This is a genomic window from Paenibacillus sp. cl130 (assembly GCF_900116035.1).
GTDB lineage: Bacteria > Bacillota > Bacilli > Paenibacillales > Paenibacillaceae > Paenibacillus > Paenibacillus polymyxa_B.
The window spans coordinates 1,149,188-1,165,345 of the sequence record NZ_FOYG01000001.1 but is presented as its reverse complement, the minus strand read 5'-3'; the positions used below and the strand labels follow the sequence as shown (position 1 = coordinate 1,165,345).

The window sequence follows — 16,158 nt, the reverse complement described above, 5'->3', positions numbered from 1 at the left end:
TGCGGTTCATTCAAAGGAGGCAATTACAAATGGAATTAAGATCATCTATTGAATTTTATGACAATCGGTTTTTAATGTTCGTTCTGGATCAAATGGCTTATGAATTTGAGAAAAACGGCTCCAAAGAGGTCATTCGAATGACCTTGGGAAAATCCGAGCTACCTTTGCATGAGGATATCATTCAGTCGATGAAGGATGCGTTGGACACCTTTGAAAAAAGCTCGCTTGTATTTCCGCCGGGCTTGCCGGAATTAAAGGAAGCGCTCGCGGAGGAATACAAGAAAACATATGATCTGGACATTAACCCTAACAATATCCTGATTAATGTAGGCACCAGCGCCTTATTCCGAAATCTGTTTTATTTGCTGGCAAAAGAGGGGGATGAGGTTCTTTTACCGCGTCCGTACTATTCTCTGTATCATTTTTGCGCCCAATTGGTAGGGGCGAATGTTCGCTACTATGATATCAATTTGGAGACGTTGGCACTGGATCTGGATTCCTTTAAGGAAAATTTCACGGATAAAACCAGAATTGTAGTCATTAATTCGCCTGGTAATCCGCTAGGCAACATCTTAACGAAAGACGAGCTGTATGCCATTGATGAAATTATCAACGGTCAGGCAGTGGTCATTAATGATGAGATTTATGCCAATGTTTGCTTTGATGAACGAAGCACTTCGGTACTGGAGCTGAAGGATACCAAATCAGCCTTTATTACAACGAATGCTTTCTCCAAAGGGTACCGGATGTACAGTCGGCGCGTGGGCTACTGTATCGTTCCTGACGAGCTAGTCACACCGCTCACGGTCATACAGCATCATACATTGCTGACAGCCGACCCTGTCGTGCAATTTGGCGCACTGGAAGCATTGGCACATCCCGAAGAGATTGAGCAGCTGGTCAGCCTGTATAAAGCAAGACGGGATTATACGGTGGAGCGATTCAATGAGGTTCCGCTCGTACGTGCTATCCCTGCACAAGGTAGCTTTTACTTCACACTCGATTGTGAAAAGTACATGGACGAGCACGGCATCGAAACGAGTTTGGAGCTGGCTGAACAAATTATGAGAGCCAAACAAGTGGCGACTGTGCCAGGTTCTGATTTTGGATTGCCGAAAATGCTGCGCCTGTCCTACTCTACAACGCGATACAACGAAGGCATAGATCGCTTAGTGGACTTTTTCACAAACAGCTTGGTAGGTCAATCGGCTGTATCTGCTGCAATTCCGGTTCGGGAGTAGACCCTATGGATCTGGATTTTGATGCATTTGAAATTCTATCGGCAGAAGAGGAACGCGTCATTGCGGAGATGAATCAGACTGCAAAGCTTTATGAGGATCATGTTACGATTCCTGATTTGTTTGCCCGTCAGGTCGCAATCACACCACAGCAAACCGCTATTTATGAATACGGCTCCTCCATTACGTATGCCCAATTGGAGGAACAAGCGAACCGAATGGCCCGCCTGCTGCACGCAGCAGGTGTGCGGCCTAACCAGCGGGTAGCAGTGGTAGCGGAACGGGGAATTGAGCTTTTAGTGGCTGTTTTCGGCGTATTAAAAGCAGGTGCAGCTTACGTGCCTATTGACCCGGACTACCCGAAAAAGCGGATTCAATATATGCTGCGCGACAGTGCTTGCGGTGTGCTGATCACCGAGTCTGCCAAGCTGCAAACGATGCTGGGAGATTTGCCGGAAAGCATGACGACGGTTGTTTGTCTTGACGAAACGAAGATGCGAGCAGATCATCTGAAGGTGTATCAGCGGTCGGATTGGGAGCGCCAGGAGCAGGGCTCATGGGCCTGTCCTGCCGGTGAAAATGATCTTGCGTATTTGATTTACACCTCAGGCTCTACGGGAGATCCCAAAGGAGTCATGATGACGCATAAAGCTGTGCTGAATACGCTCTTTTGGTTGCAGGACACCTTTTGTTTGACCGCAGAAGATGTGATTGCGCAGAAGACTTCTGCCAGTTTTACCGATTCGGTATGGGAATTCTTCTGGCCTCTGATATACGGAGCCAAGCTGTCTATATTCAGCTCGGATGCGGTCAAAGATCCTCAACGGCTATATGAACAGCTACGGGATGACAAGATTACCATTACCCAGTTCGTTCCGGCCCAGATGAGTCTCTTTCTGGATGCGGTTCCGACCGAAGAGACGGATCAACCGCTACCGGAACTTAAATGGGTATTCAATGGAGGCGAAGCCTTGCTCGTCAATGGGGTGCGGGACTGGTACAGCACATTCCAGCAAGCCAAGATTGCCAACATTTACGGTATGACCGAGTCGGCTATTTATGCAACCTGTTACCTGATTGACGCATTTCCGGCAGAGGGCGAATTGAGCATTCCGTTGGGAAGGCCCCTTGCGAACACGCATGTTTATATTTTGGACAAGGAGGGGCAATTGTGCCCCTTTGAGGTCAAAGGCGAAATATGCATCGGCGGGATTGGTCTGACGGAGGGGTACTGGAATAAGGCAGAAGCAACTGCCAAGGCTTTTACTCAGCATCCCAAAACAGGAGAAAGGCTATATCGTACAGGTGATTTGGGCCTGTTACGGCCGGATGGCATTCTAGAGTATAGCGGCCGCAAGGATGATCAGGTACAGGTGCGGGGGTATCGCGTAGAACTCAAAGAAGTGGAGCGGGCCGTATCCGTTTTTCCAGGGATCAAGGAAACCGCTGTGATTGCCCAAACGGATGAGTTTGGTGTAACCAATCTCTTATGTTATTTTACTTCGCTGGAAAAAGGGCTCGAAGTGGATGATCTGACAACACACTTGCGTGAAATATTACCTGAGTATATGATTCCGGGATTTTTCATGGAACTGCTGGAGATGCCGTTAACTCCGAACGGGAAGATTGATCGCAAAAATCTGCCACAGCCGGAGGGCCGAGTTCACCGTTCAACCGCATATGTGGCGCCTCGCAATGAAAGAGAGCATATGCTGACGAAAATCTGGGCCGGAATTTTAAATATAAGCCCGGAGGACGTCGGCATCCATGACAGCTTTTTTGAAATCGGCGGCAATTCCATCTCGATTGTTCGGCTTCATCGAAAGATGAAGCACGCACTGGGCAGTGAGGCAACAGTAGCCGAGCTGTTTTCCTATCCTACGATTGCAGCGTATATGAATCACTTTGAAAATCAGTCCAAGGATGACGAACAGCTGGATCAGGATCTTATGAGCCTGCTGGATCAAATTGAAGATGGCTCACTGGATGTAAGCGAGTCTATACGGGCGCTGGACCATCTGAAGGAGGGATAACATATGAAACGGGTTCAGAAGTATTTGCTAGCTCAGGTTGCTGCAAAACATCTCTCCAAGATAGAAGCTCTGCCGATGCTAAAAGAGCTATTCGAAAATGAGGCCAAAACGGTGAAGGTTGATGATATTGCCGTTGTTGGGATGGCCTGTCGTTTTCCGGGAGCAAATGGAACGGATGAGTTTTGGGATAATCTCGTGAACGGCATGGATGCCGTGAGGGACTTCCCGGAAAGCCGCAAGGCTGATGTGGACCGGCCTATTCGGGACTATTTTAAAGGTAAACGATATGCGCCGGAGATCAAGTATCGCAGAGGAGCTTATTTGGACCATATTGATCGTTTTGATGCGGAATATTTTAACATTACTCCCGCAGAAGCCCGGTGTATGGACCCTTTGCAGCGCATTTTCCTTGAAGTTACCTGGGAAGCACTGGAGGATGCCGGCTATGCCGAAAAGGAATTGTACGGCTCACGAACCGGGGTATACGTAGGGGATACGGATGCCGATTACTTGCAACTGATTCAGAACATGGAGCCGTATGCCTTACCCGGCAATACCATTTCAGTCGTAGCCAGTCGGGTGGCCTACTTGCTGAATCTCGCCAGCGGCAGCCATCTGATTGATACCGCCTGCTCGGCATCTTTGGCTGCTGTGCATCATGCGGTCAAAGGACTGATTACTGGCGATTGTGACATGGCTGTAGCCGGCGGGCTGAACCTGACCCTGTTTCCTGTAGATGAAGGGCTGGTCGATATCGGCATTGCTTCTCCCGACTCTGTTGCGCGCACCTTCGATGCCGCAGCGAATGGGACGGTATGGGGCGAGGGATTCGGGGTCATCGTACTGAAGACGCTGGAAAAGGCTAAAAAGGATCGGGACCATATCTACGCTGTCATTAAAGGCAGCTCCATGAATTCGGACGGAAAGTCCAACGGCATTACCGCGCCAAGTGCCTTGGCTCAGACGGAGCTAATGAAGGAAGCTTGGCGTAATGCGGGTATCTCTCCGGAAACGGTAACCTACATTGAGGCTCACGGTACAGGAACTCGTCTAGGTGACCCAATTGAGATTGAAGGCATTACCAACGCCTTCCGCAGCTACACGGACAAGCGGCATTTTTGTGCCTTGGGCGCGGTGAAAACGAACATAGGTCATCTGGACACCGCAGCCGGTATTGCAGGTCTAATCAAAACAGTGCTGTTATTGCAAAAGAAGGAGATTCCGGCAACCCTCCATTTTAACGAGCCGAATCCGCACATTAATTTCATTGAATCGCCTGTGTATGTGAATACAGAGTTGGTTCCATGGGAGACGGAGGCAGGAGTGCCACGGCGGGCAGGAGTAAGTGCTTTTGGTCTAGCAGGAACTAACTGTCATGTCATATTGGAGGAATATGAGCAGGACGAGCAGAGCCAGTCCGCCAGTGGAGAAAACGTACCGTATGTATTTACGTTGTCTGCCAAGAGTAAAGCTTCCTTTGATGCTTTGGTTGACCGTTATCATACGTTTTTGGATCGCACGGCTCATGCGCTGCCAGATATTTGTTTTACAAGCAATCAGGGACGGGGGCACTATGCTTATCGGCTTGCGATTGTAGCTACAAGTCTTGAAGAATTGAAGGAAGGGCTGGAGCGTTTTGCAAATGCAGATGAAGCTGCACGTCCAGCTTTAGCGGGAGAGGGGATATATTATACCCGCCTAACGACCCGTGAGGAGAAAAGCTTCAAGGTACAGCCTGACACCAGCCTAGATCGGGTTGTGGATGAATATATGCAAGGTAGCGAGATCAATTGGACAGCTCTGCATGATTTGGATCAAAGACATCGTGTTCCTTTACCTGTATATCCATTTGCAGGCAAACGACATTGGGTGAATTATATCCCGGAGCATGCGATGGAGCGTGTAGCAGATTCCCCAGCCTTGAGATCGGTACCGGAGAAGCAGGTTGACCAGTGGTTCTATGAACTGAATTGGGTAGCCAGTCCGTTGACGGCTTCTGCCTCCCAAGAACGGTCGGTTACCAGCAAGTCATGGCTTATTCTGGCGGATGAAGAAGGCGTAGCTGCTTCACTAAGCGAGTTTATGAAGGATCAAGGACTCACACCTATTATCGTAGAGGCTGCATCTGATTATGCTGCCATAGATCCGAGCCATTATCAGATTCGTCCCGGCTATGCGGAGGATTATAACAGGCTGCTTGCAGCCGTGACCGAGGTTGAGACGCGAGGGGGAGCAGAGCTTTCCGGTATCGTCCACTTGTGGACCTGCACCGAAATTCGCAGTCGCATGCGACAGCTCGATGATTTGAATGAAAGTCAGGAGCAAGGGGCTTTAAGTCTTTTTTATTTGATGAAGGCTGTTCAGGCAAGCTCGATTCATCGCCTGTTGGAAATCAAAGTCGTCTCGAACTACGCACAGCTGGTCGTAGCGGAGGATACATATGTGTTCCCGGAAAAAGCGCCTCTGTGGGGATTGATGAAGGTCATCTCGCAGGAATATAGTCAGCATCGTTGTAGCTGTATGGATGTAGAAACGATCGGACGTGACAATTCCGACATTGCTCAGGAAATCATGCTGGAATTGGATCGGGACGAAGCAGATCAAAGTTCAGCATGGCGAAGCGGTCAGCGGTATACGCAGCAGCTGGAACGGATGCAGCTTACAGCTCATCCACATCGGAAGATTACAATCCGTGAGGGTGGCGTCTATCTGATTGCCGGGGGAGCCGGTTCAGTTGGACTGGAAACCTGCCGCTATCTTGCCCGGCAGGCGAAGGTTAAGCTCGTGCTGGTGAACCGTACTGTGCTTCCGGACCGGGAAAGCTGGCAGGAACGAGCTGCGGGGCTGGATACCTCTGAAATTACGAAGAAAATCCGTGGACTGTTGGAGATTGAAAAGCTCGGCTCCGAGGTGAGCTACTATGCGGCAGATATCACGGATCTGGATGCAATGAAGAAGGTCGTGGATGATGTGTATGCACGTTATGGCCCGATTCATGGGGTCATGAATGCCGCGATGCATTTGGAGGAAATTCGTCTGGAGCAGATGGATGCAGCGGGGTTCCAGCGAACCATGGGAGCCAAGGTAATAGGAACATGGGTGTTAAACGAGGTGACTAAGGATCAAACGCTGGACTTCTGGATTCTTTTCTCGTCAGTGGCTTCGCAGCTGGGAGGTGTAGGCTTGGGTAGCTACGCTGCTGCAAATGCATTTCTGGATCAGTATGCCCACTATCAGAGCCGTCGTGGCATGGAGATGATGGCGATCAACTGGTCGCATCTGGAGATGGGGGCTACATCGGACGAGCTGATGGATCAACGGATGTTATCTCAGCCGATTTCGTCGGAGGACTATGGCAAGCTGTTTGATCGGCTTTTGCAATATAAACTGACCCAAACGGTCATTGCCAACATTCGCAGCCAGGAGCTGGCTCAAGTGTTGACGCTGCTCAAGGTCCGCTTTTCCCCAGACTTAACAAAGGAAATTACAGAGCAAGCGCAGGGACACAACGATCAAGAGTCTGAAGCCTACAGTCATCTGCTGGAGTCCTATCAAGAGCTGAAGCAGTTCATTACCTCTAATGAAGCGCTGAACGATATGATCCAGCGAAATGTGAAACTGGGTGCTAAATTTGTCTCCTTCGAGGAAGAGCTGTTTCGTACGCTACAGCCCAAGTCGGAGGCTACGGACACTGGAGTGCACATGAACTCTCACATTCAAGTGACCTTGATCGGCCGTGATGGAGATGCGTATTCGAAAACAGAACGGCAGCTAGGTCAGATTTGGGGCGAGGTACTGGGGCATGAGGAAATTAGCATACACCAGGACTTTTTTGAAAATGGAGATTCGCTGATGCTGATGAGTGTCATTGCTAAAATTAAAGACCAGCTGGCCATAGATGTACCGATTCAGGTCTTTTTTCAGGAGCCAACGGTGGCCGGGCTGGGAAGCTGGATAGATGAATCCAATCGTGTCGATTCCGAGGAATCCGATATCATTCCGGTATTACCACGTCATTTTGCTGAGGCTGAACAATAAAGCGGCTTTGTGTTGGGCTAACAGGTGAGGAGTGAAGGAACATGTTATTCTGCGGACTGAAATTAACGCATGATGGTAGTGTGGCCTTGATTGAGGATAACAAGCTTATTTTCAGCTACGAGGTTGAAAAATTCAATAACAACAAACGCTACAGCGAAATTCCTGATTTGGATTTTGTCGAGGAAGTGCTTAACCTGCATGGCTATACCTCGGCAGATGTGGATCGGTTTGTCATCGACGGCTGGGCCGGATTGAAGGAAAGTAAGGTGGATACGCGTTCCCATGGACAGGAGCTGTCCCTCACGGTTGCACCTTACCGCGAAGTATCGCTTTCAGCCGACGCGCTCCAAGCCTATTCGGGCAGTGGCCTTGCCATTGGTGGAAGAACCTACAACTATACCAGTTATATGCATTCAACCACACATATCGCCAGCACCTATTGCGCAAGTCCTTATGCGGTGACCAAGGAGCCGTCTTACGCGCTTGTGTACGATGGCGGCATGTATCCGCGTTTTTATTACTTTGATCCAGCGAACGGAAAATTAGAAAATCTCGGTCCTCTCTTCATGTACATTGGCAACATTTATTCACTGTTTTCGCTGCACTTTGAGCCATTTCTGCGCGGAGGGCAAGGACCACGTGTGGATGATCTTTCGGTAGCGGGCAAGGTCATGGCCTACATTGCCAAGGGACAGGTACGTCCAGAGCTGCTCGAACAGTTTGAATTAACGTATGCACGGCATTTTTCACCCTCGCTGGAGTTTAACTGGACCTTTTCCCAGGAAATCAAGCGATATGTAGATGAGCATCATATTCCGCATGCAGACGCCATGGCGTCTTTTCATCAGTATTTGGAGCAGCTTCTCGTAACCTCGCTGGAGACGAGTGTGACCAAGCATGGACGGAAAACACGAAACTTTTGCTTTATAGGAGGCTGTTCTCTGAATATCAAATGGAACAGTGCGATTCGGGAAAGCGGATTATTTGACGATGTGTTTGTTTCTCCGTTTACCAATGATACAGGTTCGGCTATTGGTGCTGCCTGTTGTGAAATGATTCATCAGACAGGTCATCCTCATTTGAATTGGTCTGTGTACAGCGGACCCATGGTCATTCAAAATGAGCCAGCAGAAGGTTGGGAATCACGTGCTTGTACGGTAGCACAGCTCGCGGAGCTGCTGCATACGACAGATGAACCTGTCGTGGTGCTGCATGATCGGGCGGAACTGGGACCACGTGCTTTGGGCAACCGGAGTATACTGGCAGCTGCCGTTCAACCGGATATGAAAGACCGCCTGAATGCCATCAAGCAGCGGGAAGACTATCGTCCGGTCTCACCGATTTGTATGGAGGAGCATGCACCTGCTATTTTTTCACCGGGAACACGTGATCCGTATATGCTTTTTGATCATATGTTGCGTGATGAATGGGTGGAACGCATTCCTGCGATCCGTCATCTCGATGGAACGGCACGCCTGCAGACGGTGAGTCGGGAGGATAATCCGCTGATCTATGAATTGCTGCATGCGTACGAGAATTTGAGCGGTATTCCAGTGCTGTGCAATACTAGCGCCAATCTGCTCGGCAGCGGCTTTTTCCCGGATGTACGTTCTGCAACCGAATGGAACGGAACCCGGTATGTCTGGTGCAATGAAACGTTATACGAAAAGCAGTAGCATATCCTCGAATAATGTACAGATGGAGGTTTACACATGGGAGAGAAGCAGACCTATGATCTGTCTCATGGGCAGAAACGGTTCTGGGTTCAGTCCCAGCTGGACGCTCAGAGCAGCGCCTTAAATCAGTCGGTAGCCGTTCGAATCAGACAAGCTGTGAATACCGCGTATTTACAGCAGGCCCTCCATACCATCGTTGAAAGACATTTTATCCTTCGTACAGTGTTCACGGTGGTCGAAGGTGTACCGAAGCAAGTGGTGCTGGAGCAATTGACCTTAAACGTGCCTGTTGTGGATGTATCGGATACAGGGGAAGAAACAGCGTGGGCAGAGGTACAAAAAGAAATACAGACTGTGATGAATCAGCCTTTTGATCTGGAGCAGAGTCCATTATGGCGGGCACAGATCTACATGCTGGCGGCAAACGACTATGTTTTTCATATTTGTATGCACCACATCATTGAAGATGGTTGGTCTATGGATCTGTTTTTTCAAGAACTGTTTCATATTTATCAGGCGTTGGAGCAAGGAACAAGCCCCCATTTGCCAGAATTGCCGATCCAGTATATTGATTATGCACATTGGCAAAATCAGCAGGTGCTTACTGGAAAACTAAGCTCGCAGGAGCAATACTGGAAATCCCGATTGGATGGTGAATTGCCAAGTCTTCAATTGCCTTTGGATTTTCCGCGTCCGACCATCCGAAATGCTCCGGCGGCGGTGGAAAAGGTCATTCTGGATGCGGAATTATGCGCGGGCTTGGAGCGGTTGAACCGCACGTACGGAACCACCATGTTCATGTCGATCGTTGCCAGTCTAAATGTGTTATTAGCCCGGCTTACTCAGCAAGAGGACATTATTATTGGTACTCCTGTGGCGGGACGGAATCAAAAGCAGGTTCGAAACCTGATGGGTTTTTTTGTGAATACTCTCGTGCTGCGGAATCGACTTTCCCGAGACATTTCTTTTTCCCGATTGTTACAACAAGTTAAAGATGAGTGCGCAGGAGCATACGCCCATCAGGACTATCCTTTTGACAAGCTATTGCAGGTATTGAACCGTCCACGCCGCCTAAATCGTGCCCCACTGTTTGACGTTCTAATTAATTTTGCAGCCGGCTCCAAAAATGAGGAGAACTTCGGGGGAATCCCGATGGAAAGAATCAAGCTGGGAAATGGTGCCGACGCGAACGAGTTTGACTTGACCGTAATTGTGGAATCCGTAAATGACGAATTGGTCATATCGCTTAGCTATGGAACAGATTTGTTTACAGCCTTAACGATGTCCAGGATCGGAGCGTATTTCCGTAACATTATTGCGGGTGCCATTCAGGACCCGGAGCAGTCTGTGTGGAAAATGGATTACATGGGGGCAGAGGAACGCGCGGTCATCCATCGTGTTAATGATACGCAGAAGGTTTATCCGGCTGGAGTCACAATTACGTCTCGTATTCAGGAGCAGACGCTCCGTACCCCTGATGCAGTGGGGGTTCTGGACGGCGACATGGCTGTCACCTATAAGGAGCTGCACCTTCGCTCCAACCAATTGGGACAGCTTTTCAGTCGCTATGGAGTTCGTCCGAACTCGCTGGTTGCCATTATGGGGGATAGGAATGTCCCATTGCTTACCGCTATTTTAGGGATTATGAAGGCTGGTGGTGCCTATGTACCGATTGATCCTGATTATCCGCAATCCCGAATCCAATATATGCTTGACGACAGTTCGTGCCGCGTGCTTGTTACGAATTTACGTTATTTCGGACGGACGTTAGATCATTTGCCAGACTGTATTAAAACTGTCATTTGTCTGGATGAAACGGTATGGGGAGAGTCGGAATGGATCGTTAGACTGCGGGAGATGCGAGGGGATGAGTCTTATTTTATTCCTGTCAAAGCACAAGGGATGTCTACGGATGAGCTGAGTCTGCAAAATATTCCTAATGAAAAAGACCTGGCGTATATCATGTACACATCTGGCTCCACGGGACAGCCCAAAGGGGTGATGATGACCCATAAGGCTGTGCTGAATACGTTATTTTGGTTGCAGGATACCTTTGCTCTGGGAGCAGACGATGTCATCGCGCAGAAGACGTCTACCAGCTTTACAGACTCGGTGTGGGAATGGTTCTGGCCGCTGATGGAGGGAGCCAAATTAACGATTGTACCTGCGGATATCGTCAAAGACCCTGCACAGCTATACCCATTTATGGAGCGGGAAAAAGTGACGGTTACTCAATTTGTTCCTGCGCTCATGAATGTTTTCCTAAGTGCTGTACGAAATGCGGGGGAATCTCATCCATTGCCTGATCTAAAGTGGATTTTTAACGGGGGCGAAGCGCTTCCGGTGAATATCGTGCAGGAATGGTACACTCTTTTTCGCACAGCGAAAATCGCCAATCTATACGGCATGACCGAATCGGCCATCTATGCGACCCAGCATATCATTCAGCACAAGCCGGATGCAGGAACGTTACGTATTCCTCTGGGGCTGCCGATTGCGAATACTCATGTGTATGTGCTGGATCAGGATGGACAGCTTGCCGGATTCCAAGTGCAAGGCGAAATTTGTATCGGCGGGACAGGACTGGCGAGCGGATATTGGGCCAAGCCGGATTTGACAGCCAGAGCCTTCACTATGCATCCGTTGACTGGAGAAAGGCTTTATCGAACGGGAGACTTAGGCTGTCAGACCCCGGATGGGCAATTTCAGTATCTTGGGCGAAAGGACGATCAGGTTCAGGTGCGGGGATTTCGCGTCGAAATGAAGGAAGTTGAGCAGGCGCTGGTCAGTCTTCCATCTATTCGTGAGGCAGCGGTGATTGCACATATCGAGGCAACGGGATTAACCGGGCTGATCGGCTACTACACATTGCAGTCGCCGGAAATGACGTCAGAAGGGGTACGTGAACATCTAAAAGAACGGCTTCCCGACTATATGGTTCCCGGTCTGTTGGTCCCTCTCGAAGCCATGCCTTTGACCCCACACGGTAAAATCGACCGTAAGCACATGCCAAAACCTGAGGGAAGAAGTCTTGCAGGAACAGAATATGTACCTCCAAGAAACGGCATGGAGCAGGAGCTATCCACCATTTGGACAGAAATTTTGGATATAGCGCAAGTGGGTGTACAGGACCCCTTTTTTGCGTTGGGTGGACATTCACTCAAGATGGCAAAAATGATTTACCGGATTCAGGAGCGCTTGCAGGTGAAAGTGACGTTCAAAGAACTTTTTGATCATCAAACCATTCGTGAGCTGGCAGATTTGCTTCGTCAAAAGACCTCTGTTCATGCAGCTTCTATCGAACCGTTGCCTGAGCAGGAGTATTACCCAGTTTCCGCCGCTCAAAGACGATTATTTGTTTTGCATCAATTGGAAGGAGAAAGCCTGAGCAATCACGTGTTCACTGCATGGCATTTGGAAGGCAGTATCCAACGAGAGCAGCTTGAACGTCTGTTTCGAACATTACTGCTCCGGCATGAAGTATTTCGAACGGGCTTTACCCTGCTGGAGGATGAGGTAGTACAGCAGATTCATTCGGATGTAGCTTGGAAAATGGAATATACCGAAGGGACGGCGGCCGATATGCCGCAGATTCAGCAATCATTTTTGCGTCCTTTTGATTTGCAACAGCCACCGCTTTTACGGGTAATGCTGGTTCGATTAGCGGAGCAGAGCCATGTTCTACTGCTGGATGTGCATCATATTATTTTTGATGGAATTTCTGCGACAGTGCTTATTGATGAGTTTATCTCCCTGATGGAAGGAAGCGCTCTGGAAAAACCGCACATTCAGTATAAAGACTTTGCCGCCTGGCAGCATATACAGCTCAGCGGGGAACATCTGAAAGAACAGGAAGCGTTCTGGCTGAAGATGTTCGACGAACAGCACACTGGAAAGGAAATTCCACTTCTGAATCTGCCGGGAGATTATCCAAGACCAAGACAACGGAGCTTTGCCGGGGGCTCGCTGGAATTTAGTCTGTCGTCAGACTGTGCAACAAGTTTGCGGAAGCTGGCAACGGAGAGTGGTGCCACGTTATTCATGGTTTTGCTTGCAGCATACAATGTATTCTTGTCACGCTACAGTGGGCAGGAGGACATCGTGGTGGGTACGCCAGTAGCCGGAAGATCGCATGTTCAGCTGGAGCGGATGCTCGGTATGTTCGTAAATACACTTACGTTACGAAATGCTCCCGTACAGGAGAAGACCTTCCGACAGTTTCTGGACGAGGTCAAAGACAATGCGTTGAATGCGTTTGAGCATCAGGATTACCCCTTTGATATGCTCGTTAATCGCTTGCATCTCCAGCGGGATTTGAGTCGTAATCCGCTGTTTGACACGATGTTTCGGCTGCAAAATTTTATGGATGGCAGCAGGGAAGTACCGGGTTTACAGGTGAAGCCTTATCCGTTGGAAAGCCCTTTTGCTTCATTTGATTTGATGCTGACCGTGGTTGAGATGCCGACTGAGAAAGGTGCAAGTAATATTAGCCGTAATGGGCTGCATTGTACCTTTGAATACAGCACGGAACTGTTCCGCGAGCATACGGTTCGCCAGATGGCGCAGCATTTCATAGAGCTGGTGGCCCAACTGGCTTCACAGCCAGATCGTCCCCTGTATGCTGCCAGCCTGCTGACTCCTGCGGAGCAATCACGCATCCTTGTCGACCGCAATGTGACTGAGCTTGCGCTTCCGGCTGACAAGCTGATGCATCACCTGTTCGAAGAACAGGCTGCACGGATGCCGGACGCCATAGCGGTAGAATGTGGGAGCCAGTGTTTGACCTATGGCGAGCTGGATGTCCTGTCCAATCGGGTGGCGAGAACATTGCGCAGCAAAGGAGCGGACGTGAATACGGTGGTTGCCTTGCTGCTGGAACGGTCGGTAGATTTGCTGACGGCGATGCTCGGCATTTTAAAGGCAGGTGCTGCCTATTTGCCGATCGACCCCGACTATCCTGCGGCGCGTATTTCCTACATGCTGGAAGAGAGTGAAGCGCAATGGCTTATTAGTCGGGACACACTGCTGGATGGACTGGATTTTAGAGGCGAAGTCATTTCGTTGAATGACGCGAGTATATACCGTCAGGATGGAAAAAGGCTGGAGATCACACAGCCGGGACCCCATGATTTGGCGTATATGATTTTCACCTCAGGCTCGACCGGACATCCGAAAGGCGTGATGATCCGTCAGGAAGCCATCGTTAACCTGATCTACGGGATTACCGAGCGAATACCGTTTCCTGAAGGTCAAACCTTCTTCTCAGTAACTACTGCCGCATTTGATATTTTTGTATTGGAAACGCTACTGCCTTTGGCGAAGGGGCTACGGGTAGTGTTATCTACGGGAGAAGAGCAGGCGAATGCTGAACTGCTGTTGGAGGCAATTCACCGAACAGGTCCGCACTTGCTGCAAATGACGCCCTCGCGGCTTCAGCTTTTGCTTATGCACCCAGAAGCAAAAGAGAGTATGCGCACGTTGCAGGTCGTGATGGTGGGAGGCGAGGCTTTACCAGAGCCATTGCTTCGTCAGACGCAGGAGATGACCACTGCGCGTATTTTTAATATGTACGGCCCAACCGAAACTACAGTCTGGTCAACTGTGCAGGAGCTTACCCAGCACGAGCGGGTGAGAGTGGGTACGCCGATAGCGAATACACAAGTATATATTCTGGATGGGCAGCTCCAGCCTGTACCGGATCTTGTAGCGGGTGATCTCTGGATTGGAGGCAAGGGACTTGCATCCGGTTATGACAAGCGCCCTCAGCTAACAGCGGAGAAGTTCAAAGCCAATCCGTTCCGGTCCGGTGAGCGAATGTTTAAGACCGGAGATTTGGCGCGGTGGCTGCCTAACGGTGAGATTGAAGTGTTGGGCCGGATGGATGATCAGATCAAGGTCCGTGGCTATCGGGTGGAGCTGGGGGAAATTGAACAGGCGCTGCTGGCTCATCCTGCCATTCGGGAAGCTGTGGTGGTACAGGATCGACCAGCTGAACAGGAGAACCACTCCCTTTGTGCCTATTGGGTAGGCCAGCAGACTTTATCGGTGAGTGAGCTACGTAATCATTTGCTTGCCCGGCTGCCAGAATATATGGTTCCCTCGCATTTTATTACCTTGTCGGAGATGCCTTTAACGCCGAACGGAAAAGTAAACCGTCGAATGCTGCCCAAGCCGGATCCTAGCCGTCCTCTTCTTGAAGTGGAATATACAGCACCTGCTACAGAGGTGGAAATGCAGGTCAGCCGAATTTGGGAAGAGGTATTGCACAGAAGTGGACTTGGCATCCACGATAATTTCTTTGAGCTGGGGGGCAATTCGGTTCTGCTCATTCAAATGAATGTTCGTCTTCAGCAAATCTATCCAGGGAAAATCAGCGTTGCAGACTGCTTTGCCTATCCGACGATTGCGAGACTTTCCGGTTTTCTGGAGCAGCAGCAAGGAGAACAAGCATGGACGGATGCGGAACAGGAACGATATGAGCGTCAGGAGCAATACTGGCGTCTTTACTTGGCTGAATCGTTATCTTTTATTCCGTGGAATAAGGCGATGCGGACAGATGGAGGAGCCGAAGGGCAGGCTACGTTCACCTTTACCTTACCTGCGGACCTGCTGACCACGTTACAGAAAGCAGTTTGGAGTCAGGATTTTGCCCTAACAGACTTGTTACTAGCCGTTTATACGTATGTTTTGTCACAAATGACAGGTCAGTCCGAACTGGTATTGCTCATCGGTGAAGGGCACCTATTACCACATAAACAGTTCGTACACCATGGACAGTCCTCTTTCCTCGCATTACAACTGACAGGGGAGAGCTTGTATCCGCTGCGTGTACGATTGACGGAAAATGATGATTTTAGCGCCCTGTGCATAGAGGTTGCTGGTCATCGTCAAAAAGCGAAAGAGACCGACCTTTACCCGATCCCAGTTATGTTGCCAAATGGGACAGGAAACGCCAATCCGTCTGCTTTTCTCCCTTGTGTGTTTCTGAATCATACGCCGGCGGGACATGAGGTGACCCGACAATTTGACTGGGTGCTTCATATGGATGTGCGCACGGAGCAGGTACGGTTCCTATGCGAATATCAAGCTGGAAAACTGAAGAAGACTTGGGCGGAACAGATAATGAAGGCCTATGTCCACGTACTGCACAAGATTGCAGACCTACTATAAGGA

The 16,158-nt window shown here is 49.6% G+C and carries 5 protein-coding genes; all 5 read left to right on the top strand.

What is annotated here, in order from left to right:
- The first annotated feature begins 29 nt into the window (after positions 1-29).
- Genes BM358_RS05395 through BM358_RS05375 form a run of 5 tightly spaced genes read left to right on the top strand, consistent with a single transcriptional unit; the run spans position 30 to position 16,155 of the window.
- The gene (locus BM358_RS05395) at positions 30-1,241 is read left to right on the top strand and encodes a pyridoxal phosphate-dependent aminotransferase (RefSeq protein WP_028543127.1); all 1,212 of its coding nucleotides are present in this window, start codon (positions 30-32) and stop codon (positions 1,239-1,241) included.
- 5 nt (positions 1,242-1,246) lie between these two features.
- A complete protein-coding gene (locus tag BM358_RS05390; RefSeq protein WP_028543126.1) occupies positions 1,247-3,271 on the top strand; it encodes a non-ribosomal peptide synthetase in 2,025 nt (674 codons plus the stop codon).
- Positions 3,272-3,274: 3 nt separating this feature from the next.
- The gene (locus tag BM358_RS05385; protein WP_028543125.1) at positions 3,275-7,309 is read left to right on the top strand and encodes a type I polyketide synthase; all 4,035 of its coding nucleotides are present in this window, start codon (positions 3,275-3,277) and stop codon (positions 7,307-7,309) included.
- A gap of 41 nt (positions 7,310-7,350) precedes the next feature.
- Complete coding sequence (locus BM358_RS05380; protein WP_028543124.1) at positions 7,351-8,985, top strand: carbamoyltransferase N-terminal domain-containing protein; 1,635 nt, start codon at positions 7,351-7,353, stop codon at positions 8,983-8,985.
- Positions 8,986-9,021: 36 nt separating this feature from the next.
- Complete coding sequence (locus BM358_RS05375; RefSeq protein ID WP_028543123.1) at positions 9,022-16,155, top strand: non-ribosomal peptide synthetase; 7,134 nt, start codon at positions 9,022-9,024, stop codon at positions 16,153-16,155.
- Positions 16,156-16,158 lie beyond the last annotated feature (3 nt).